The sequence below is a fragment of the Streptomyces sp. WG7 genome (assembly GCF_049975785.1).
Lineage (GTDB): Bacteria > Actinomycetota > Actinomycetes > Streptomycetales > Streptomycetaceae > Streptomyces.
Genome location: NZ_JBNGGE010000018.1, coordinates 13,400 through 34,204, shown reverse-complemented (window position 1 = coordinate 34,204; position 20,805 = coordinate 13,400). Strand labels below are relative to the sequence as shown.

Sequence of the window (20,805 nt, the reverse complement as noted above, 5' to 3'; positions counted from 1 at the left end):
CCCCGGTGGGGGCGGTCTCCGGACCTGGCCGGACGGACTGATCTGCGGCACCCGCGATCGGGTGGCAGGCTGATCACCGGGGCCGCACCGTCCCCGGCCATCGACTGGCCGATCACCGGGGCCGGACCGCCCCCGGCACCGACTGGCCGAATACCGGGGTCCGCCCCGGCCCCGACCGTACGAGCGGAGAAAGCCGACGTCATGACCGACCAGCTCACCGTGAGCGTCCTGGGCACCGGCATCATGGGTGCCGCGATGGCCCGCAATCTCGCCCGCGCCGGACACACCGTCCGGGTCTGGAACCGCACCCGGGACAAGGCCGAGCCGCTGGCCGCCGACGGCGCGCACGTCGCGGCCCGCCCCGAGGAGGCGGTGCGGGACGCCGACGTCGTCGTCACCATGCTGTACGACGGTCCGGCCGCTCTGGACGTCATGCGGCAGGCCACCCCCGGTCTGCGCCCCGGCACCGAGTGGGTGCAGTCGACCACCGCCGGCGTCGACGCGGTCGCCGACCTGGCCGCCTTCGCCAATGAACACGGCCTCGTCTTCTTCGACGCCCCCGTCCTCGGCACCCGCGGGCCCGCCGAGGCCGGTCAGCTCCTGGTCCTGGCCGCCGGCCCGGCCGACGCACGGGGCACGGTGACGCCCGTCCTCGACGCCGTGGGCTCCCGCACGGTGTGGACCGGCGAGGACGGCGCGGCCGGCAGCGCCACCCGGCTGAAGCTGGTGGCCAACAGCTGGGTCCTCGCCGCCACCAACGCGGCCGGCGAGGTCCTGGCGCTCGCCAAGGCACTGGGTGTGGACCCGGACGGCTTCTTCGACGCCATCGCGGGCGGCCCGCTCGACATGGGCTACCTGCGCGCCAAGGCCGGCCTGATCCGCGACGGCGCGCTGCGCCCGGCCCAGTTCGCGGTCACCACCGCCGCGAAGGACGCCCGGCTGATCGTCGAGGCGGGCGAGGCGAACGGCGTCCGCCTGGACGTGGCCGCCGCCGGCGCCGAACGCCTGGCGCGCGCCGCCGCACAGGGACACGGCGACGAGGACATGGCGGCGGCCTACTTCGCCAGTTTCGAGGAGAGGGCGTCCGACTGAGCTCACCCGGGGTACCGGATGAGCGGAACAACCGGAAGACCGAAGTAGTCTCGGCACACACCAAGATCAAAGGAGTCCGCATGTCCAAGCCGCCGCTGCCGCCCGAGGCCGTCGACCTGCTGCGCCGCCCCAACCCGTGCGTCATGGCCACCCTCCGCTCGGACGGCGCGCCCGTCTCCACGCCCACCTGGTACCTGTGGGAGGACGACGGCCGGGTCCTGATCAACTTCGACGAGGGCCGGGTACGCCTGGGACACGTGCGCCGCGACCCGCGCGTGACCCTCACCGTCCTCGCGGGCGACGACTGGTACACGCACGTCACCCTCATCGGCCGCGTCACCGAGACCCGCGACGACGAGGGCCTCACCGGCATCGACCGCCTCTCCAGGCACTACACGGGGAACCCGTACCCCAACCGGGACCGGGCCAGGGTCAGCGCCTGGGTCGAGGTCGAGCGCTGGCACGGCTGGGGCGCCCTGAAGGACAGCGACCAGGCGTCCGGCTGAGCAGGGGCCGGCACCGTGGACCACGGGGATCCCGCCGGGTATCGACACGACCGGCCGCCTCCTCTAAGATCCACGGCGCGGCATCGCGTGTCGGTCACCGTCCGGGTGAGGCATGGAGGCGCCGCGGAGATGCCCGTGGAGGCATTCACCCGTGTCAGTCGAGTTCAACCACACCATCGTTCTCTCCCGGGACCGGGAGAAGTCCGCTCACTTCCTCGCCCGGATCCTGGGCCTGGAGGTCGGTGAGCCGGCCGGGATGTTCCTGCCCGTGACGACCGACAACGGCGTCACCCTCGATTTCGCCACCGTCGACATCGACATCCCGGTGCAGCACTACGCGTTCCTCGTCTCCGAGGACGAGTTCGACGAGATCCTCGCCCGGCTCGTCGAGGACGGGGTCCCCATCCAGGCCGACCCGCACGGCCGGCACCCGCGCCGGATCAACCGCAACGACGGCGGACGGGGCGTGTACTTCGGCGACCCGTCCGGGCACGGCATGGAGGCCTTCACCCGCCCCTACGGCAGCGACCCGTCCTCGCCGTTGAACGGCGTCACCCAGGACGTCCCCGGGGCACGCTGACCGGCCGTCGGCGACCGTTGTCACACCCCCTCCGCATACTGGTGGCCTCAGGGAGCCGGACATGAGGAGGGGGTGGCCGTGCGGACGGTGTACAGCGGTGAACTACACGTCAGCTACGGACAGTTCTACGTGGACAGCCGACCTGACGAGGAGAACCCGGGTCCGTCGCCGGCCTGCGCCGGGCAGACCAACGGACTGTGCGGGGCGGCCGTCCCCGGACACCTCTTCCTCGTCACGGGCCTGCACACCGGCCGCGTCGGTCTGACCGTCGAGGTGCACGGGGCGGCACCGCCGCTCGACGACGGCTGGGAGGACGTGGTGGAGGTGTCCTTCCGGCCGGCCTCCGCCTCGACGGTCGTCCTGCCGTGGGGCGACGGCCCCCTGTGCGCACTGGACCTGCTCCCGGCCGACCACCGGGTGCGCTACTGCGGGCGCGGCATGGACCGGGGCCGGGAGGAGGAGCTCGCCGTACTCGAAGGCGGCGCGCCGGTCGACCACTACCTGCTCCAGTTCTGGCCGGCTCCGCCCGCCGCGGACCTCGTCGTCCGGCAGACCTCGCGCAGCGCCGCACACCGGCACCGGCACGCCCGCGGTCTGCCGCCGCCCCCCACGCCCGAGGAGCGGGCCGCGGCCGAGTGCCGCCGGCGGGAGGAGCGGCGGGCGGCGGAGCAGGCCGCACAGGAGCGTGCGGAAGCCCTGTCCTGGGGCGGTCGGCTGCCCAGCCGCCGCCTGCGCGAGGCCGGCGGCAACGCGCGGGGACTCGTTCCGCTGGACCGCGACCTGCTCGACGCCGTCGACGCGGCGTGCCCGGCGACGCAGCGCGACCTCGCCCGGTGGGCCGCCCACCGGGCCTTCGCCGCGGCGGGGCTGGACGGCGTCGACTGGATCGCACCCGCGCTGGCGGCGCTGGACCGCGGGGAGCCCCTGCCGGCGCCGTTCGACGTCCCGCAGCGGGCCTGGGACCGGTTCTTCGCCGACGACCGTACGACCCACACCCTGGTGGACTCGTCGGACGGATGCCGCGACAACCTGCTGCAACAGGCGATGGCGATGCCCGCACTGCCCGCCGCGGCCGGACCGGACCCGTTGCGCGCCGCCCTCGACGCCCTCTTCGCCGCCGCGATCACCTACGGCACCGACTATCCCGCCCTGTTCGCGCTGGCCCGCCGCCGGTTCCCCACGCTGGGCCCGGGGACACCGCAGTCCTAGCTAGCTATGCCGACGCGTGGTCGTGCCGGGGCAGCAGCGGGGCGCCAGGACGAGTACGCCCGCCACCGCGACCGCCGTACGCGGTGGCGGTCAGCCGGCCCGGAGCCCCCGCACCCCGGTCGGAGCCGCGGTCGTCGGTTTGCCGCCGACCGACCAGGCGGACAGCCGTGGACGGCGCGGTCCGCCGGGGTCGGCCGAGCCGGCGTCCAAAGGCGGACGTGGCGGCGGGACGCACGGCGCAGCGGGGTTGCCCCGACCCGCGCCGGGTACCCGACCGCGCATGAAGTGGCGACAGGTGCAGGACGGGCCGTCCGCGGTGTGCGTGGTGGTCCTCGACCCCGGCGAGGACGCGCTCGCCGAACTCACCGCCTTCGCCCGCGACCGGTCGCTCGGGGCATCCCAGGTGACGGCCGTGGGCGCCTTCTCGGAGGCGGTCGTCGGCTGGTTCGACCGGCAGGCCAAGGACTACCGGCGCATTCCGGTGGGGGAGCAGTGCGAGGTGCTGTCCCTGATCGGGGACATCGCCGTCGCCGACGACGGGCCGGCCCCGCACCTGCACGCCGTACTGGGCCTGTCCGACGGCTCGACCCGCGGCGGCCACCTGCTGTCCGGCCGGGTCTGGCCGACGCTGGAGGTCGTCGTGCGGGACAGCCCGGCCGAACTGGCCAAGACCCACCGCCCCGACATCGGCCTGGCCCTGATCGACCTGGGCTGAGCCGGCCGCCGCAGGGCGGTTTACCGGCCCGGGTGCGGGCTACGCGGCCCGCACGGAACTCCGCACCACCCCGGGAGGCGCGACCATGACACGGCGCATCCGAGACGTGATGTCACCCGCCGTGGTGGCCGTCGAGCCCATGACCACGGTGGCCCGGGCGGCCCGGCTGATGCGCGAGGAGGACATCGGCGACGTTCTGGTGACCTACGACCGGGACCTGTTCGGTGTACTCACCGACCGCGACATCGTGCTGCGCAGCGTCGCCGACGGTCGCGACCCCGACGACACCACGGTCGGCTCGGTCTGCACGCCCCCGCCCGTCGTCACCCTCGAACCGGACGACAGCACCGACTACGCGGCCGAGCTGATGCGACGCCACGCCGTGCGGCGGCTGCCGGTCGTCGAGTACGGCGGCGTCCCGGTCGGCGTGGTCACCCTCGGCGACCTGGCCGCCACCGACGACCCGCACTCCGCCCTGGCGGACATCAGCGAGGCCCCGCCCGACCACTGACGCCTCCGACCCGCACGGAGGGAACGGCATGAGCGACCGACGCCGGCCCCACGGGGCCGCGGAACCCGCCCCTCGCGCGCGGCCCGGCGCGACCGGCCGCCGCTTCCCGCGCACCGGCACCGAACCGGTCACCGCACAGAGCCCGCTGCGGCTGCGGCTGCTGCTGTCGGCCGTCTTCCTGCCGCTGTTCGTCGCCGGAGCCGCGTTCTTCGGCGTGTGGGCCGCGGACACCGGCTCGGGCGACAGCCCCGGACGAGCCGGCCTGGTGGCCCTGGCCGCCGTGTGCGCGGCGTTCGCACTGCCGGCGGCGGCCGACCTGGTGGTCGTGGCCGGCCGGTTGCGGCGCGGACGGGGCACCCCTGTACCGCACTGACCCGAGAACCACCCGAGGAAGGGGACGGAGGAAGCGACATGGCTCCCCCGGCACGAACCACGACGGCAGGCGCCCGGGAGGACCGCCGCGCCGCCACCCGCACCGCCCGGCTGCGCAACCGGATACCCGAACCCGACGAGGAACCCGACCTGCTCGGCCAGTACCTGACCCAGATCGGCGCCACCCCGCTGCTGACCGCCGAGGACGAGGTGAGCCTGGCCCGGCGTATCGAGGACGGGGTCCGGGCCATGGAGGAGCTGGAGTCGGCCGACACCGGCGAGCCCGCCCCGACACCGGACAGGCGCCGCGCGCTGGAGGAGGCCGTCCACGACGGCCAGGCGGCCAAGGACCACATGGTGCGGGCCAACCTGCGGCTCGTGGTGTCGATGGCCAAACGCCACGCCCACCGCGGGCTGCCCCTCCTGGACGTCATCCAGGAGGGCAACCTCGGACTGATCCGGGCCGTGGAGAAGTTCGACCACACCAAGGGCTTCAAGTTCTCCACGTACGCCACCTGGTGGATCCGCCAGGCCATCGAGCGGGGCCTGGCGACCCACGCGCGCACGGTGCGGCTGCCGGTGCACGTCGTGGAGCAGCTGCAGAAGCTCGCCAAGGTCGAGCGGCGGCTTCGTGGGAGCCTCGACCGCGAGCCGACCGCCGAGGAGGTGGCCGCCGAGAGCGGTATCGACGGCGACAAGGTCGTCTGGCTGCGCCGCGTCGGACGGAGCGCCGTCAGCCTGGACACTCCGGTGGACGAGGCGGGGGAGACCGTCGTCGGCGACCTCATTCCCGACACCGAGGTGCTCCAGGCCCCCGAGGTGGCCGAGTTCCAGGCCCTCGCGGCGGAACTGCGGGAGGCCGTCGGCACCCTCGCGCCCCGCGAGGCCCTGATCCTCAGCCTGCGCTACGGACTGCACGACGGCCGTCCCCGCACCCTGCAGCAGGTGGCACAGCACGTGGGCCTGACCCGGGAACGCGTCCGCCAGCTGGAGAAGGCCTCCCTCGACCACCTGCGCGCCCCCGAGACCCGGGACCGCCTGCTGGACTGGGCGAGCTGACCGGCTGACCTCGACGCCCACCCACCAGCCCTTCAGGGTCACGAGCCTCACCGGTCCGCCCCGTCCCGCAGGGCTCACCCGTCCGCGAACGAACGACCTCGCGTCACCCTCCCGCAGCCGTCGAACGACCTCGCGTCACCCGTCCGCAGCCGTGGGAGCATCCATCCGCAGCCGGGCCCCCTGCCGCAGCAGCTCGTGCTGGACCATCCGGTAGGGCAGGCCGCGCGGGCCGCGCCCGTGCCGGACCGTCAGCGCCGCGCACACCCCGGCCGCGTGGCCGGTCGCCATGGCGATGGGCATCACCCGGTACGACGAGTGCGCCACATGCGTCCCGGAGATGCAGCGTCCGGCCACCAGCAGCCGCTCGGTGCCCCGTGGCACCAGGCAGCGCAGCGGGATGTCGTAGAAGCTGCCCCGCGGCACCCGTTTGAGGACGGTGCCGGAGCCGCGCGGGTTGTGGATGTCGACCGGGTAGGCGCCGTGCGCGACCACGTCCGGGAAGGTGCGCGCCGCCAGGATGTCGTGTCCGGTCAGCTGGTAGTCGCCGAGCACGCGCCGGCTCTCCCGTACGCCGATGTGCGTGCCGCTCTGCACCACGTACGCCTCCTCGAAACCGGGCACGCGGGTGCGCAGGAAGCGGTCGATCTGGGAGAGCTGGCGCCGGGCCGTGTACTCGGCCCGGGTCAGGTCCCACACGCTGGTGCCGAGCACCCGGTTGACGCGGGTGCTGTTGACGGCGATCTCGCGCGGGTGCGGGGTCGCGAAGAAGAGGATGTCCTCGCGCGGCAGCCGGAGCTCGCCGTTCGCCCTGGCCTCCTCGATCAGGTCCCACAGACCGTGCACGCCGCGCCACTGGTCGGGGTGCGCGCGCACGTAGTCGGCGAAGTCCGGCCGCGCGAAGTCCGCCACGCGGAACATCAGCGTCATGGGCTGCACCAGCCCGTCCTCGGGCCGGCCGATCTCGTACGGTGCCCCGCAGGACGTCGCCACGTCGCCGTCGCCCGTGCCGTCCACGACCACCCCGGCGTCGATCACCACCGGCCCCGACTTCGTCTCGAACACCACCCGCCAGCCGGAGCCGTCGTCGAGGGGCAGCGCGCCGGAGGCGAAGGAGTGGAACAGCATCCGCACCCCCGCCTCGTCCATCATCTCGAGCAGGGAGAGCTTGAAGAGCTCCGGGTCGAAGGGGACCGTGTACCCGGTCTTCGGAGAGGGCGGCAGACAGCCTCCGCGCCCCATGAGCCGGTCGAGCAGCTGCCACAGCACGCCCGCGACCACCGGCTCGCCCTCGCCGTGGTCGGTGGGCAGCAGCCGCGAGGTGTCCCCCGACTCGGTGAACGCGGCCTGCTTGTGCTCGTTGTGGAACGACATCAGCGGCATCACCAGCGCCACGGTCGCGTTGCCGCCGAGGAACCCGTACCGCTCCACCAGTACGACGTCGGCCCCGGCGTCGGCCGCGCCGACCGCGGCGGCGAACCCGGCGGGACCGCCGCCCACCACCAGCACGTCGCACCGGCCCCCGTGCCGGGCGGGCCGCGGGGGCAGGGTGACCGTGCGGGGTTCGCGGGGCTCTTCCAGGATCGGCATCGCTCTCCTCGGAGGTCAGGCGTCGGCCGTCACGCGTGCAACGGGCCGGTCAGGCGTCGGCCGTCACGCGTGCAACGGGCCGGTCAGGCGTCGGCCGTCACGCGTGCAACGGGCGGGGCTCGGAGACGTACGGCTCCGGGTCCGGCCCCGCCGCCTGTGCCCGCGGCCCGTCGCCCGCCTCGCCGACCGCGTCCACCTCGCCGATCGCGTCGAGCAGCGAGCCGCAGCGCACACAGGTCTCCCTGGCCGCCGCGGACAGTTCCCGCATCCGGGACCGGAGGTCCTCCCGGCGCCGCGGATACTCGTCCCACATCCGATCGACCTCCGCCAGCAGCAACCCCGCCTGCTCCCGTGCCACGCCCACCAGGGCCGGGGCGCCCAGCCGGCGGGCGAAGTCGAAGACCTTGCCGGAGTAGGGCAGCGGCAGCACCGGCACGCCGGTGAGCGCCGCGAAGATCACGAAGTGCAGCCGCATGCCGACGGCCACGTCCAGATGCCGCATGAAGCCGAGGACCTGCCCGGGGCTGTAGTCGCCGTGCAGGATCCGGCCCTTGTCCGGCGCGGTCATGTGGGACAGCACGGCGTGCGCGTGCCGTACGTCGTGCCGCTCCATCGGCAGGAACACCACGTGCGCGTCCAGTCGCCGCACCAGGAAGTCCGCGACGTCCGCGAGCAGCGCGTGGTAGTCGCCCTCGTCGAGTTTCTCGGCGGCCCGGCCCGGTTCGCGCACCGACATCCCCACCAGCCGGGCGCCGGAGGGGATGCCCTCGTCCCGCATCATGGCCTCGGTGAAGGGTTCGGGCCCCAGCAGCAGGGCCGGGTCGGCGGTGACCGTGACCTCGCGTTCCAGGCCGACCTCCTCCAGGACCAGCCGGGACTCCTCGTCCCGCACCACGACGTCGTCCATGTCCGCCAGCACGGTGCGCACCGCGTCCCGGTCCTCGGCGTCCGTCAGCGGCCCCGCACCGACGGCGTAGGCGAAGGTCGGCACGTCGCGGGTCTGCGCGGCGCGCACCAGTCGCAGATAGCGCCGCGCCTCACCGTCGTAGAGGATGCCGCCACCGCCCAGCACCAGGAGGTCCAGGCCGGGCAGTACGTCGAGGACGTGGTTGCGGCTGACGCCCTCCCAGGGCACCACCTCGTCGGCGTCGGGGTGATGGGTGCGGGTGTGCTCCGCGTTCCGGCTCAGGACGATCAGGTGCGCGTCGGGCCGCTGGGCGCGCAGGCAGCTCAGGACGCAGGTCAGGATCGCCTCGTCGCCGATGTTGAAGCCGCCGTAGGAACCGAGCACGCCGATGCGCGGGCGCGGCCGGGCGGGGGGCGGAAGCGAGGGGGCAGTGGTCATGCAGGGGCTCCCGTCACGTCGGGGTCGGCCGGACCGCCGGCCTCGGTGCGCGGACCGCGCACGCTGCCGGGTTGCCTGCACCGGATTACGGAAACACGCTGACCGAGAACCCGTACCCGGGTCGGCCCCTCACACGTATCAGGAGCACCAGTGGACGTCTCACTCACGGTCTGGCTGCTGACCGTCGCGGGCCTGTGCGTACTCGTCGCCGCCGACTTCTTCATCGGCCGGAAGCCGCACGACGTGTCGATCAGGGAAGCCGGGATCTGGACGGCCGTCTGGGTGGTTCTGGCCTGCTTGTTCGGTGTGGGGCTGCTGGTGTTCGCCGGGGGCGGGCCCACCGGCGAGTTCTTCGCCGGCTACATCACCGAGAAGTCGCTGAGCGTCGACAACCTCTTCGTCTTCGTCCTGATCATGGCGAAGTTCGCGGTGCCCTCGCAGTACCAGCAGCGGGTTCTGATGGTCGGCGTCATCGTGGCCCTGGTGCTGCGCGCCGCGTTCATCGCGGCCGGCGCGGCGATCATCTCCGCCTTCTCCTGGGTCTTCTACATCTTCGGCGCCTTCTTGATCTGGACCGCGTGGAAGCTCATCCAGGACGCCCGCAAGGGCGGGCACGACGAGGAGTACGAGGAGAACAAGCTGCTGAGGACGGTCGAACGCCGCTTCGGAGTGGCCGACCGCTACCACGGCACCAAGCTGTGGATCGAGGAGAACGGCAAGCGGGTCATGACTCCGATGCTGGTCGTGATGCTCGCGATCGGCTCCACCGACGTCCTGTTCGCCCTCGACTCCATCCCCGCCATCTACGGCCTGACCCAGGACCCGTACATCGTGTTCACGGCCAACGCGTTCGCCCTGATGGGCCTGCGCCAGCTGTACTTCCTCATCGGTGGCCTGCTGAAGAAGCTGATCCACCTCTCCTACGGCCTGTCGGTCATCCTGGGCTTCATCGGCGTCAAACTGTTCCTGCACGCCCTGCACGAGTCCGGGGTCCACGTCCCCGAGATCGGCATCCCCTTCTCGCTCGGCTTCATCGTGCTCGTCCTCGCGGTCACCACGGCGACGAGCCTGTGGGCCGCGAGGAAACCGGAGCGGGAACAGGAGGAGGAACGGGAGAAGGAGGAGGCGGAGGAGAAGGGGCGGGACGCGTGACGGAGGCCTACTGGATGGTCCAGCCCACGCTGCCGACCCCCGAGCTGTAGAACGCGCAGACGCCCGAGGACTCGCCGTACCGCCCGGGCGCCAGTGTCACCCACTGGCCGGAGACGTCGGGTGCCCGGCCGCAGACGATCTCGGCGCGGAAGGTGATGGTGCGGTCGGTGTTGTTGCTGCAGCCGGCGATGCCGTGGTCCGGGTTGTTGTTGTGCACCCAGCCGTCGCAGTCGACACCGGCTGCTGCCGCGGAGGCAGCCGTTCCGGGCGGCGTGGCCGGCGCCGGAACGGCGGAGCCGGCCGCCGTGAGGGCCAGCACCGATACCGTGGCGGCCATCCCGGCCATGACGACGTTCTTCCCGCGCTTCATACGTACCCCCGTGAGGTCGTGTGTCTTCCGGTTGCGCGACCAGTCAAGGAGACGACGGCTCCCACGTGAACCTCGGAGGTGTGAGGGTCCGTCCCGAGCGCGTCGAGATCCACATGGCGCCGCGAGGCCCGGACGCCACCACCAGGGTTGTCTGCCCCCGGGGCGGCGGGCCCGGCAACCCTCCGGTGACCCGCCGTCGCCCGGCAACCCGCGCCGGCGAGGGGGTGCCGCGCGAGACCCGACGACGCGAGTACCGTGGTCGTCGACGACCACCGGGTATGCAGTCACCGTGGCGGCCCACTCCTCGCACCGGCCCACTCCCCGTACCGCCGCCCCATGCCCGTACCGGCCCACACCCTGCGCTCACCACGTCCGTCGCCTCCCGTCAGATCCGGCAGCCCGCCCGCGATCCGGGCGTCGGCCTGCTGTGGCCGCAGGGCCGCGGACCCCGGCACCGCGGACCCCGGCACCGCGGACCCCGGCTCACGCCGGCCGCGGACGGCGACACACGTCGGGACCGGAGCTCGGCGGAGCTCCGGTCCCGTACGCGTGCAGGCGGGTGTCAGGCGGCGACGGCCTCGTCGGCGTGGCCGTGCAGCCGGGCGACGACCTCGGTCAGCTGGGCGGCGACCTCGGCGTCGTCGGCCGGGTGGGTCTCGGCGAAACGGGTCACCGAACCGGGGATGGACAGCTTGAGGTCCTCGATCACCTTGCCGCCGGCGATACCGACGGCCTTGCGGGTGTCGTCCTGCGCCCACACGCCGCCGTACTGGCCGAAGGCGGTGCCCACCACGGCGGCGGGCTTGCCGGCGAAGGCGCCCGCGCCGAACGGACGGGACAGCCAGTCGATGGCGTTCTTGAGGACGGCCGGCATGGTGCCGTTGTACTCCGGCGAGAAGAACAGGAAGGCGTCGGAGGCCTGCGCGGCCTCGCGCAGCTTCACGGCGGCGGCCGGGACGCTGCCCTCGACGTCGATGTCCTCGTTGTAGAAGGGGATCTCGGCCAGGCCTTCGAACAGCTGCACCTCGGCGCCCTCCGGTGCGAACTTGGCGGCCGCCTCGGCGAGCTGGCGGTTGTGCGAACCGGCGCGAAGGCTGCCGACGAGCGCAAGGATGCGGACAGACATGAGTACTCCCAAGGACGGAGCAGACGCTGACGGGGCAGACGCTGCTGAAAACACTGCCGTAACGGATCCGGACCGAGGTCCGTTTAATTTCTAACATCCCAAACGGACCGCGGTCCAGTTTTCTTCCCGATGCCTTAGGCTGGCTCCATGTCCGCCGCCCTGCCCCCCTTCCCGAAGCCCCAGGAGACCGCCGGTCCACCCGAACTGCTGCAGCTCGGCACGGGGACCGAGGAGGACGAGCCGTGCCTGCGCGCCGACGCCGCGCGCAACCGGGCCCGGCTGCTGGAGGCCGCCGCGCGGCTGGTCGCCGAGCACGGCGCGGCCGGCGTCACGATGGAGGCGGTGGCCGCGGCGGCCTCGGTGGGCAAGGGCACGGTCTTCCGCCGCTTCGGCGACCGCACCGGCCTGCTCATGGCGCTCCTCGACCACTCCGAGAAGAAGTTCCAGGCCGCGCTCCTCGGCGGCCCGCCGCCCCTGGGCCCCGGGGCGCCGCCCGTCGAGCGGCTGCGCGCCTTCGGCTGCGCGATGCTGCGCCGCTCCATCGACGAACTGGAACTGCAACTGGCCGCCGAACCGAGCGCGGAACGCCGTTACACCTCCGCGCCGCGCCGCTTCCTGCGCGGCCACGTCGCCCTGCTGCTGCGGCAGGCGGTCCCGGACGGGGACAGTGAACTCCTCTCCCACACGCTGCTGGCGTACCTCGACGCCGCCCTGGTCCACCACCTCACCGAACAGTGCGGAGTGCCCCCGGCGCGGCTCCAGGCGGGCTGGCTGGACCTGGTCGCACGGGTGACCCGCACCGAGATCCCGGCCGAGCCCGCGACCACGGCGACCACCGTGCCCACCGCGCCCAAGGGCTGAGTACTCGTCCGGTCCGGACGACGTTCCCCCGCCCGCCGCCCCCCGCCGGGCTTCTGCCAAGATGCCGTACGTCATGGTGCAGATACCGAAACCGCCCGCCCCCGAGTCCCTCGCACCGCGCTCCGTCCCCACGAGCGCCGATGTGGCCCGCCTGGCCGGCGTCTCGCGCGCGACCGTCTCCTACGTCCTCAACAACACCAGCGCCGTCCGGATCAGCGAGCCCACCCGCCGTCGCGTCCACGAGGCCGCCAGGGAGCTCGGATACGTCCCGCACGCGGCGGCCCGCTCCCTGCGCGCCGGGCACAGCCGCACGGTCCTGATGCCCGCGCCGTCCTTCCCCGCCGGCCCGCTCTACCGCCGGTTCCTCGACGAACTCCAGCAGGCCCTCGGCCGCCTCGACTACACCGTCGTCCAGTACGGCACCGTCGGCCCCTACGACGACGAGGCCGCCCGCGCCTGGGCCGAGTTACGCCCGGTCGCCGTCCTCGTCCCCGGACCGGGTCTCGGCCCGCGCGGAGTGGAGGTCCTCAAACGCTCGGGCGCCCGGGCGGTCGTCACCCTCGGCCCCGAGGCCGTCGAGGGAGCGCACGCACTGCTCATGGACCACGAGATCGTCGGCCACCGCGCCGTCCGTCACCTCCACGAACGCGGACGCCGCAGGATCGGCGTCGTCGTGCCCGCGGAGGACGGGCTCGAGGTCTTCTCCGCACCGCGTCTGACCGGCGCCCGCCGCGCCGTGCACGACACCGACGCCACCGTCACCGAACTCCGCCTCGCCTACGAGGAGCAGGACGCCGCCCGGCTGGCCGCCCGCTGGGACTCCCTCGGTCTCGACGCCGTGTACGCGTACAACGACGAGTACGCGATGCTGCTGATGCGGGCGCTGCAGGACGAGGGCCTCGGCATCCCCGGCGACGCCGCGGTGATCGGCGCCGACGACCTGGTGCTGGGACGCCTGCTGCGGCCCCGGCTGAGCACCGTCCACCTGGAACTGCCGGCCGGCCGCGACCTGGCCGCCCTGGTCGACCGGGCGGTCCGCGACCCCGGCGCCGCGCCCGAGCGGCACAAGGTGCTGGGCGCGGCGGTGGTGCACCGGGAGTCGAGCTGACTGTCGGGCCGGCCGGAGGCCGGTCCGCCTACTGGCCGTCCTGCGCGGCCTGGCCCCCGGCCTGCGCCTGCTGCTCGGCGACCGACTTGCGAACCTCGTCCATGTCCAGCCTCCGGGCCTGCCCGATGACGTCCGTCAGCGCCTCCTCGGGCAGCGCGCCCGGCTGCGCGAACACGGCCACCTGGTCCCGGACGATCATCAGCGTCGGAATCGACTGGATGCCGAAGGCCTGGGCCAGCTCCGGCTGCGCCTCGGTGTCCACCTTGCCGAACACGAGGTCGGGGTTGGCCTCGGCCGCCTTCTCGTAGACCGGGGCGAACTGACGGCACGGACCGCACCACGACGCCCAGAAATCGATCAGGACGAACTCGTTGTCCGTGACCGTCTGGTCGAAGTTCTCCTTGGTGAGCTCCACGGTGCTGGTCATGCGAGATCCCTCTTCCTGGGTTCGGGGGCGTGAGCCGTCGGCACAACACTGCCGACCTGCTGGGTATTCCGCGCTCGTACCCATGTGGCCACGCCGCACACCACCCACCAGACTGGCCCCATGACGCAAACGGATTCCATCGCGTACGACGTCGTCGTGATCGGCGCGGGCCCCGTGGGGGAGAACGTCGCCGACCGTACCCGCGCGGCCGGGCTGTCCACCGCGATCGTGGAGAGCGAACTGGTCGGCGGCGAATGCTCCTACTGGGCGTGCATGCCCAGCAAGGCCCTGCTGCGCCCGGTCCTCGCCCGCGCGGACGCCCACCGCCTGCCAGGTCTGAGCCGGTCGGTGCGGGACCCCCTCGACGCGGCGGCGGTCCTCGCCCGCCGAGACGAGTACACCTCCCACTGGAAGGACGACGGCCAGGTCCAGTGGGTGAAGGGCATCGGCGCCGACCTGCACCGGGGACAGGGACGCCTCGCCGGGCCGCGCACGGTCGAGGTGACCGCCCCCGACGGCACGCGCCGGGTACTGACCGCCCGGCACGCCGTCGCCGTCTGCACCGGCAGCGGCGCCGCCCTGCCCGCCCTGCCCGGGCTCGCCGAGGTACGCCCCTGGACCAGCCGCGAGGCCACCAGCGCGAAGAGCGCGCCCGGCCGGCTGATCGTGGTCGGCGGCGGAGTCGTCGCCGTGGAGATGGCCACCGCCTGGCAGGCCCTCGGCTCCCGGGTGACGCTCCTGGTGCGCGGCGACGGCGGCCTCCTCGCCCGCATGGAGCCGTTCGCCGGCGAACTGGTCGCCGAGGCGCTCACCGAGGCCGGCGTCGACATCCGCACCGGCACGTCCGTCGAGTCCGTCACCCGGGAGGGCGGCACCGTCGTCGTGGTCACCGACACCGGCGACCGCGTCGAGGCCGACGAGATCCTCTTCGCCACCGGCCGCGTCCCGCGCACCGACGACATCGGTCTGGAGACCGTGGGACTGGAACCGGGCTCCTGGCTCCCGGTCGACGACAGCCTCCGGGTGGCGGGCCACGACTGGCTCTACGCCGTAGGCGACGTCAACCACCGCGCCCTGCTCACCCACCAGGGGAAGTACCAGGCCCGTATCGCGGGCGCCGCCATCGCCGCCCGCGTCTCCGGCGCGGCGGACCTGGACTGCGGCCCGTGGGGCGCACACGCCGCGACCGCCGACCACGACGCCGTCCCCCAGGTGGTGTTCACCGACCCCGAGGCGGCGTCCGTCGGCCTGACCCTCGCCGAGGCCGAGCAGGCGGGCCACCGCGTCCGCGCCGTCGACGTCGACCTCGCCACGGTGGCCGGCGCGAGCCTGTACGGCGACGGCTACAGGGGGCGCGCCCGCATGGTCGTCGACCTGGAGGACGAGATCGTCCGCGGCGTCACCTTCGTCGGCCCCGGCGTCGGCGAGTTGATCCACTCCGCGACCGTCGCCGTCGCCGGCCGCGTCCCGGTCAGCCGCCTGTGGCACGCGGTCCCGTCCTACCCGACGATCAGCGAGGTGTGGCTGCGGCTGCTGGAGGCGTACCGGGACCAGTGACCCCCTCACACGGCTGAGGGCAGCCGCCCCGGCTGAGGGGCAGTCGTGCCTCTGCCGGGGCCCCGGCTGAGGGCGTGCCGGCCCCTCCCGGTGCCCGAACGCCCCCGCAGACACTCCCGGTGCGGCACGGGCGGGCGGCGGCGGCCCCCCGCGACCGCGGGTGCGCACAGCCCGCCCGTGCCGCCCCGGCGGCCAGTCAGACCGCCGGGGCGGGCAGCCCGAACCCCAGCTCCGCCGCCGCCCGTTCCGGCGTCGCCTGCCCCCACCACTCGGCCATCGCCCGGTTCGACGCCAGCGACCGCAGCTCGGCCCGGTCCAGATACAGCGTGCCGTCGAGATGATCCGTCTCGTGCTGCACGATCCGGGCCGGCCAACCCGAGAACACCTCGTCCACCGCCCGCCCGTGCTCGTCCCGCGCCAGCAGCCGCACCTCGGCATGCCGAGCCACCACCGCCTGCCAGCCCGGCACGCTCAGACAGCCCTCGAAGAACGCGGCGCGCGCGGCGCCGACGGGCTCGTACGACGGATTGACCAGCACCCGGAACGGCTGCGGCACCCGCCCCCGGACCACCCGTACCTCGTCCGGCACCGGCGCCGGGTCCTCGATGACCGCGATCCGGAGCCCGACACCCACCTGCGGCGCGGCCAGGCCGACGCCCGGCGCCGCGTGCATGGTGAGGCGCAGCGCCTCGACGAACCGTGCCAGCAGCGACGGCTCCAACTGCCCGTCGAAGGGCTCGGCCACGCGCCGCAGCACCGGATCGCCGGCCGCGACGATCGGCAACGGCCCGCCGACGGCGAGCAGTTCCCCGACCCGTTCGGCAAAGGGCGCACGATCACTCGGAGTTCCCATCGCGCCAGGATGCCACGGCGTACGGCAACCACCGAGCTCCACTGTGACGCACACCACCAAAACGACGGGGAACTGGGGACGTCCTCGCCCCGACCACTGGGAGCACCCCGCCCCCACGACGTCCCCGGAGCGCCCACCGATGACCACCACCTCCGCGACCCCCACGGACGAGACCCCAGGACCGGCGACCCCGCCGCCGCCCCCACCCGGCAGATGGTCCACGCTGCGCCCGCTCGTCCTGCGCCTGCACTTCTACGCCGGCCTGTTCGTGGCGCCCTTCCTGCTGATCGCGGCGGCCACCGGCTTCCTCTACGCCGCCTCCTTCCAGGCCGAGAAGATGCTCTACGCGCACGAACTGACCGTCCCCGACGTGGGCGAGAGCAAGCTGCCGGTCTCCGAGCAGGTCGCCGCCGCCCGGCAGGCCCACCCCGAGGGGACGGTGTCGGCCGTACGCCCCTCGCCCGAGGCGGACGCCACCACCAGGGTGCTGCTGTCCGGCGTCGAGGGCGTCGACGCGGACCACACCCTGGCGGTCTTCGTCGACCCGTACACCGCGAAGGTGCGCGGCGCCCTCGAACAGTACGGCTCGACCGGCGCGCTGCCGCTGCGCACCTGGATCGACGAGTTCCACCGCGACCTGCACCTCGGCCAACCGGGCCGCCTGTACAGCGAGTTCGCCGCCAGCTGGCTTTGGGTGATCGCGAGCGGCGGCCTGGTGCTGTGGTTCTCCCGGCGCCGGGCCCGGCGCAAGCTGCGCGGCACCAGCGGCCGGCGCCGCACCCTGGGCCTGCACGGCACGGTCGGCGCCTGGGCCGCGGCCGGGTTCGTGTTCCTTTCGGCCACCGGTCTGACCTGGTCGACGTATGCCGGGGCGAACATCGAGAACCTGCGTGTCTCGCTCGGCCAGACCACCCCGTCCGTCTCGGCCTCGGCGTCGGGCGCGTCGGGCGGCGAGCACGCCGGCCACGGCGCGGCGGCGGGCGCCGGCGGAGACGCCGATCACGGGGTCGGCCTCGACAAGATCCTGGCCGCCGCGCGCGCCGAGGGCCTGGGCGACCCCGTGGAGATCGTCCCGCCCGCCGACGCGTCCTCCGCCTACGTCGTCAAGCAGGTGCAGCGGAGCTGGCCCGAGAAGCAGGACTCGGTCGCCGTGGACCCGGCGACGGGAGAAGTGACCGACGTACTCCGCTTCGCCGACTACCCGGTGCTCGCCAAGCTCAGCCGCTGGGGCATCGACCTGCACACCGGCAGCCTGTTCGGCCTGCCCAACCAGATCGCCCTGATGCTGCTGGCGGCCTCACTGATCCTGCTCATCATCTGGGGCTACCGCATGTGGTGGCAGCGAGGCAGGGGTTCCGCGTTCGGCCGCCCGATCCCGCGCGGCGCGTGGCAGCAGGTGCCGCCACTGCTCCTCGTCCCCCTGCTGGCGGCGGTCGCCGTCCTCGGCTACTTCGTGCCACTGCTGGGCATCCCACTGGCCGCGTTCGTCGCGCTCGACGTCGTGTTCGGCGAGATCGCTCACCGCCGGGGCCGTCGGACGTATGCGAGCGGTGCGTCGCCGAAACGGTGAGCGGCTGCGCCGAGTGCCGAGTCGCAACGGCGGAGCGGTGAGCCGCGACGGGGGAGCGGTGAGCCGCGACGGGGGAGCGGTGAGCCGCGACGGGGGAGCGGTGAGTACGGCATCGCACTCACCGCACTCACCGCGCCCACCGGGCTCACCACTCACCGCTCCGCCGTGGCACCGCCGCTCAGCGGCCGGCGAAGTCCCCCGCCAGGGCAGCGGCGATCCGCAGCTGCGCGTCGGCCTCCTCCTGCCGCCCCTGCCGTTCGAGCGTGCGTCCCAGCATCAGCCGGGCGTACTGCTCGACCGGATCGCGCTCGACGACGGCCCGCAGCTCCGCCTCCGCACGCCGCAGTTGGGCCGAGTGGTAGTAGGCGCGCGCCAGCAGCAGCCGAGGCCCGGTCTGCTCGGGCACCTCCCCGACCAGCCCGCTCAGGACACGTGCCGCGGCCGCGTAGTCCTTGGCGTCGAAGAACAGCCGCGCGCGCTCCCAGCGCTCCGTCGGTGATCCGTGGTCGTAGTACGTCGTGTCCACTGGTGACCTCCTTCGGCGTACTCAACCGCGCGACATGGTTGAACATTCCACAACCGCGAGTGTGTCGACGGCGGCGTGTGGTCCCGCCACGGTGACGGCCGCGGGACGGTCTGACGCGGGGGGCCGTCCGGGGCTAGGTTGGGCAGCATGAGCAATCTTGATCGTGAGGCGGTTCCCAGCCTGTGCGGCGGCCGCGGCTTCGTGGTGGCGGAGCCCGTGCGGGAACTCCTCAGCCCTCGCCACGTCAGGCTCGGCGAGTCCACCGAGGTCCGCCGACTGCTGCCCAACCTGGGCCGGCGCATGGTCGGAGCCTGGTGTTTCGTCGACCACTACGGCCCCGACGACATCGCCGACGAGCCCGGCATGCAGGTGCCGCCCCATCCGCACATGGGCCTGCAGACGGTCAGCTGGCTGCACGAGGGCGAGGTGCTGCACCGCGACTCCACCGGCAGCCTGCAGACCATCCGCCCGCGCCAGCTGGGACTGATGACCTCCGGCCGCGCGATCAGCCACTCCGAGGAGAGTCCGCGCTCGCACGCCCGTTACCTGCACGGCGCGCAGCTGTGGGTGGCCCTCCCGGATGCCCACCGCCACACCGACCCGCACTTCGAGTTCCACGCCGACCTGCCCCTCGTCACGGCCCCCGGCCTGACGGCCACCCTGCTCCTCGGCACCCTCGACGGCGCCACCTCACCGGGCACGACGTACACCCCCCTCGTCGGCGCGGACCTGACTCTCACAGGCGGCACGGACGTACGCCTCCCGCTGGAACGGGACTTCGAGTACGCCGTCCTGTCCATGGCCGGCGAGGCCCACGTCGACGGCGTGCCGCTGGTGCCGGGCTCGATGCTCTACCTCGGCTGCGGCCGCGACGAACTCCCCCTGCGCGCCGGCTCCGACGCGAGTCTGATGCTCCTGGGCGGCGAGCCGTTCGAGGAGGAGCTGATCATGTTCTGGAACTGGATCGGACGGTCGCAGGAGGAGATCGCACAGGCCCGCCAGGACTGGATGGAAGGGACAAGGTTCGGCGAGGTGAAGGGGTACGACGGGGACCCGTTGCCCGCCCCTGCGCTGCCTCCGTTGCCGCTGAAGCCGCGTGGAAGGGTGCGTTGACCTGGGGGAATGATTGACGGCGCGGTGATGGCCGGTCGGCCGTCCTGCGTCGTTCTTCGCAGGTTCCCTCGCGGACGCTGGGCGGCTGGGTGTGGTGCAAGCCCGATGCGTTGTGCCGTGTCCGTCGAGGGTGTGTCCATCTGTGGGTGGCTGTGGCAGGACACTTGCCAACCCTTTGCTAACTCTACTGACGCGTCATCAGGTGTCGGCGGAGTTCGTGGCTTACGTCTGCTGTGGTGGCGTTGTCATGGCAAGCTGGGTGACCATCAGATGGATTCCGAACCGGCGGGCGACCGTCGCATGCTCCGGCGCACGGACTTGCTACTCGGCCTGTCGTCTTGTAGAGGTTCTACACGAGGTGTGACCGCTGTGGCGGTGAGGCTCGTGTTGCCCTCCCGGAGGGGTGCTGTGTCGGGGCGCTCGCAGCAGGTTCTTCGTCTGCTGGTGGTACGGCGCCAGTGTGGCTCTAACCTGTGTCGATGACGCAAGTTGCTCCTGATGCGGCTTCGTGGGCCCGTCAATGGTCCGGATCTTGGCTTCTCATCCGACAGTAAGGGCAAGAACTCTGCATCGGGATGCAACCGGTGAAGGACGGCGGGCGCCCTCGCGTGCGTGGGACTCTGGGGTGCGGCGGGAAGTGCAGCGCTCAATGAGATGCCTCTTTGCCGCGTGCCGGTACCACATGGCACAGGTTGTAGAAGCCGTCCAAGGGCGTCTATGCCAGTCCAGCGCGGACACGAAACCGCAGGTCGGAGCCTCTTGGTCCGAGAGGGTCTGCCCAGTTGGTGATCGCCGTGTGATGCGCGGGTGTTGGGGCGAGGCCCCGCCGAGGTCCGTCCTAGCGGGGTCTCTGCCCGGGTCCGTGAGATGGCGAAGCCGCACCGGAGCGCTCCGGTGCGGCTTCGACGTGAGGTCGAACGCACTGGCGCGCACGATGCGGTCGGTGCCTCGAAGGAGTCCATGCGCCTGTGACTCTCTCGGGTGCCTGATTCGCGATCGCACCCGCTCATCCGTTCGTGCCGGGGTCGCTTTCCCCCCCAGCGCGACCGGGCCGCGCGAGTGTGGGATCGACGGCCGGATCAACTGGCTGGTCACCGGCAGCTGAACCGGTCATCTCGGTCTGTGGCCAGGACGCGGCTGCGTCGCTGTCGCGTATGGCGTCCATG

At 73.0% G+C, this 20,805-nt stretch carries 21 protein-coding genes; 14 read left to right on the top strand and 7 right to left on the bottom strand.

The annotated features are described in order from the left end of the window. The first annotated feature begins 201 nt into the window (after positions 1-201). The 8 genes from ACP4J0_RS19605 to ACP4J0_RS19570 all read left to right on the top strand — a co-directional run bounded on the left by ACP4J0_RS19605 (position 202) and on the right by ACP4J0_RS19570 (position 6,044). Positions 202-1,092: an NAD(P)-dependent oxidoreductase gene (locus tag ACP4J0_RS19605; RefSeq protein WP_426599966.1), complete on the top strand. Its 891-nt coding sequence runs from the start codon at positions 202-204 to the stop codon at positions 1,090-1,092. An 80-nt stretch (positions 1,093-1,172) separates the two neighbouring features. Continuing rightward, positions 1,173-1,598 (top strand): PPOX class F420-dependent oxidoreductase, encoded by a 426-nt coding sequence (locus ACP4J0_RS19600; RefSeq protein ID WP_426599965.1) that lies wholly within the window; start codon positions 1,173-1,175, stop codon positions 1,596-1,598. Positions 1,599-1,749: 151 nt separating this feature from the next. Next, positions 1,750-2,178, top strand: a complete 429-nt coding sequence (locus tag ACP4J0_RS19595; protein ID WP_426599964.1) for a VOC family protein — start codon at positions 1,750-1,752, stop codon at positions 2,176-2,178. Positions 2,179-2,256: 78 nt separating this feature from the next. Continuing rightward, positions 2,257-3,387, top strand: a complete 1,131-nt coding sequence (locus ACP4J0_RS19590) for a hypothetical protein (protein ID WP_426599963.1) — start codon at positions 2,257-2,259, stop codon at positions 3,385-3,387. Positions 3,388-3,667: 280 nt separating this feature from the next. Beyond that, on the top strand, positions 3,668-4,102 hold the full coding sequence (locus ACP4J0_RS19585; protein WP_426599962.1) for a PPC domain-containing DNA-binding protein: 435 nt from the start codon (positions 3,668-3,670) through the stop codon (positions 4,100-4,102). 85 nt (positions 4,103-4,187) lie between these two features. Next, entirely contained in the window at positions 4,188-4,613 is a 426-nt protein-coding gene (locus ACP4J0_RS19580; RefSeq protein ID WP_426599961.1) for a CBS domain-containing protein, read from the top strand. Between the two features lie 28 nt (positions 4,614-4,641). After that, positions 4,642-4,986 carry a DUF6343 family protein gene (locus ACP4J0_RS19575; RefSeq protein ID WP_426599960.1) on the top strand — a complete coding sequence of 115 codons (345 nt, stop codon included), beginning with the start codon at positions 4,642-4,644 and terminating at the stop codon, positions 4,984-4,986. Positions 4,987-5,024: 38 nt separating this feature from the next. Then, a complete protein-coding gene (locus ACP4J0_RS19570; protein ID WP_426599959.1) occupies positions 5,025-6,044 on the top strand; it encodes a sigma-70 family RNA polymerase sigma factor in 1,020 nt (339 codons plus the stop codon). Positions 6,045-6,179: 135 nt separating this feature from the next. Here the strand turns inward: ACP4J0_RS19570 and ACP4J0_RS19565 are convergent, their stop codons facing one another. Continuing rightward, the gene (locus tag ACP4J0_RS19565; RefSeq protein WP_426599958.1) at positions 6,180-7,631 is read right to left on the bottom strand and encodes an FAD-dependent oxidoreductase; all 1,452 of its coding nucleotides are present in this window, start codon (positions 7,629-7,631) and stop codon (positions 6,180-6,182) included. A gap of 97 nt (positions 7,632-7,728) precedes the next feature. Next, the gene (locus tag ACP4J0_RS19560; protein WP_426599957.1) at positions 7,729-8,976 is read right to left on the bottom strand and encodes a polysaccharide pyruvyl transferase family protein; all 1,248 of its coding nucleotides are present in this window, start codon (positions 8,974-8,976) and stop codon (positions 7,729-7,731) included. A 150-nt stretch (positions 8,977-9,126) separates the two neighbouring features. Here ACP4J0_RS19560 and ACP4J0_RS19555 point away from each other — a divergent pair, with 150 nt between their 5' ends. Continuing rightward, complete coding sequence (locus ACP4J0_RS19555) at positions 9,127-10,128, top strand: TerC family protein (RefSeq protein WP_426599956.1); 1,002 nt, start codon at positions 9,127-9,129, stop codon at positions 10,126-10,128. Between the two features lie 7 nt (positions 10,129-10,135). Here ACP4J0_RS19555 and ACP4J0_RS19550 read toward each other — a convergent pair whose 3' ends face one another. Then, positions 10,136-10,498, bottom strand: a complete 363-nt coding sequence (locus ACP4J0_RS19550; RefSeq protein WP_426599955.1) for a hypothetical protein — start codon at positions 10,496-10,498, stop codon at positions 10,136-10,138. A gap of 562 nt (positions 10,499-11,060) precedes the next feature. After that, on the bottom strand, positions 11,061-11,624 hold the full coding sequence (locus ACP4J0_RS19545; protein WP_426599954.1) for an NAD(P)H-dependent oxidoreductase: 564 nt from the start codon (positions 11,622-11,624) through the stop codon (positions 11,061-11,063). 147 nt (positions 11,625-11,771) lie between these two features. On the opposite strand from ACP4J0_RS19545, the gene ACP4J0_RS19540 reads away from it, so the two are divergent. After that, positions 11,772-12,485 carry a TetR/AcrR family transcriptional regulator gene (locus ACP4J0_RS19540; RefSeq protein ID WP_426599953.1) on the top strand — a complete coding sequence of 238 codons (714 nt, stop codon included), beginning with the start codon at positions 11,772-11,774 and terminating at the stop codon, positions 12,483-12,485. Positions 12,486-12,558: 73 nt separating this feature from the next. Beyond that, positions 12,559-13,593 carry a LacI family DNA-binding transcriptional regulator gene (locus ACP4J0_RS19535; protein WP_426599952.1) on the top strand — a complete coding sequence of 345 codons (1,035 nt, stop codon included), beginning with the start codon at positions 12,559-12,561 and terminating at the stop codon, positions 13,591-13,593. Positions 13,594-13,621: 28 nt separating this feature from the next. Here the strand turns inward: ACP4J0_RS19535 and trxA are convergent, their stop codons facing one another. Further along, entirely contained in the window at positions 13,622-14,104 is a 483-nt protein-coding gene (gene trxA, locus ACP4J0_RS19530) for a thioredoxin (RefSeq protein WP_426599951.1), read from the bottom strand. Positions 14,105-14,140: 36 nt separating this feature from the next. Between trxA and ACP4J0_RS19525 the strand changes: the two genes are divergently transcribed. Then, positions 14,141-15,577 (top strand): dihydrolipoyl dehydrogenase family protein, encoded by a 1,437-nt coding sequence (locus tag ACP4J0_RS19525; RefSeq protein WP_426599950.1) that lies wholly within the window; start codon positions 14,141-14,143, stop codon positions 15,575-15,577. A 196-nt stretch (positions 15,578-15,773) separates the two neighbouring features. Here ACP4J0_RS19525 and ACP4J0_RS19520 read toward each other — a convergent pair whose 3' ends face one another. Beyond that, the gene (locus tag ACP4J0_RS19520; protein ID WP_426599949.1) at positions 15,774-16,430 is read right to left on the bottom strand and encodes a peptide deformylase; all 657 of its coding nucleotides are present in this window, start codon (positions 16,428-16,430) and stop codon (positions 15,774-15,776) included. A 139-nt stretch (positions 16,431-16,569) separates the two neighbouring features. Between ACP4J0_RS19520 and ACP4J0_RS19515 the strand changes: the two genes are divergently transcribed. After that, a complete protein-coding gene (locus tag ACP4J0_RS19515; RefSeq protein WP_426599948.1) occupies positions 16,570-18,000 on the top strand; it encodes a PepSY-associated TM helix domain-containing protein in 1,431 nt (476 codons plus the stop codon). A gap of 178 nt (positions 18,001-18,178) precedes the next feature. Here ACP4J0_RS19515 and ACP4J0_RS19510 read toward each other — a convergent pair whose 3' ends face one another. Then, the gene (locus ACP4J0_RS19510) at positions 18,179-18,526 is read right to left on the bottom strand and encodes a tetratricopeptide repeat protein (RefSeq protein WP_426599947.1); all 348 of its coding nucleotides are present in this window, start codon (positions 18,524-18,526) and stop codon (positions 18,179-18,181) included. Positions 18,527-18,673: 147 nt separating this feature from the next. On the opposite strand from ACP4J0_RS19510, the gene ACP4J0_RS19505 reads away from it, so the two are divergent. Continuing rightward, on the top strand, positions 18,674-19,639 hold the full coding sequence (locus tag ACP4J0_RS19505; RefSeq protein ID WP_426599946.1) for a pirin family protein: 966 nt from the start codon (positions 18,674-18,676) through the stop codon (positions 19,637-19,639). Positions 19,640-20,805: the final 1,166 nt, after the last annotated feature.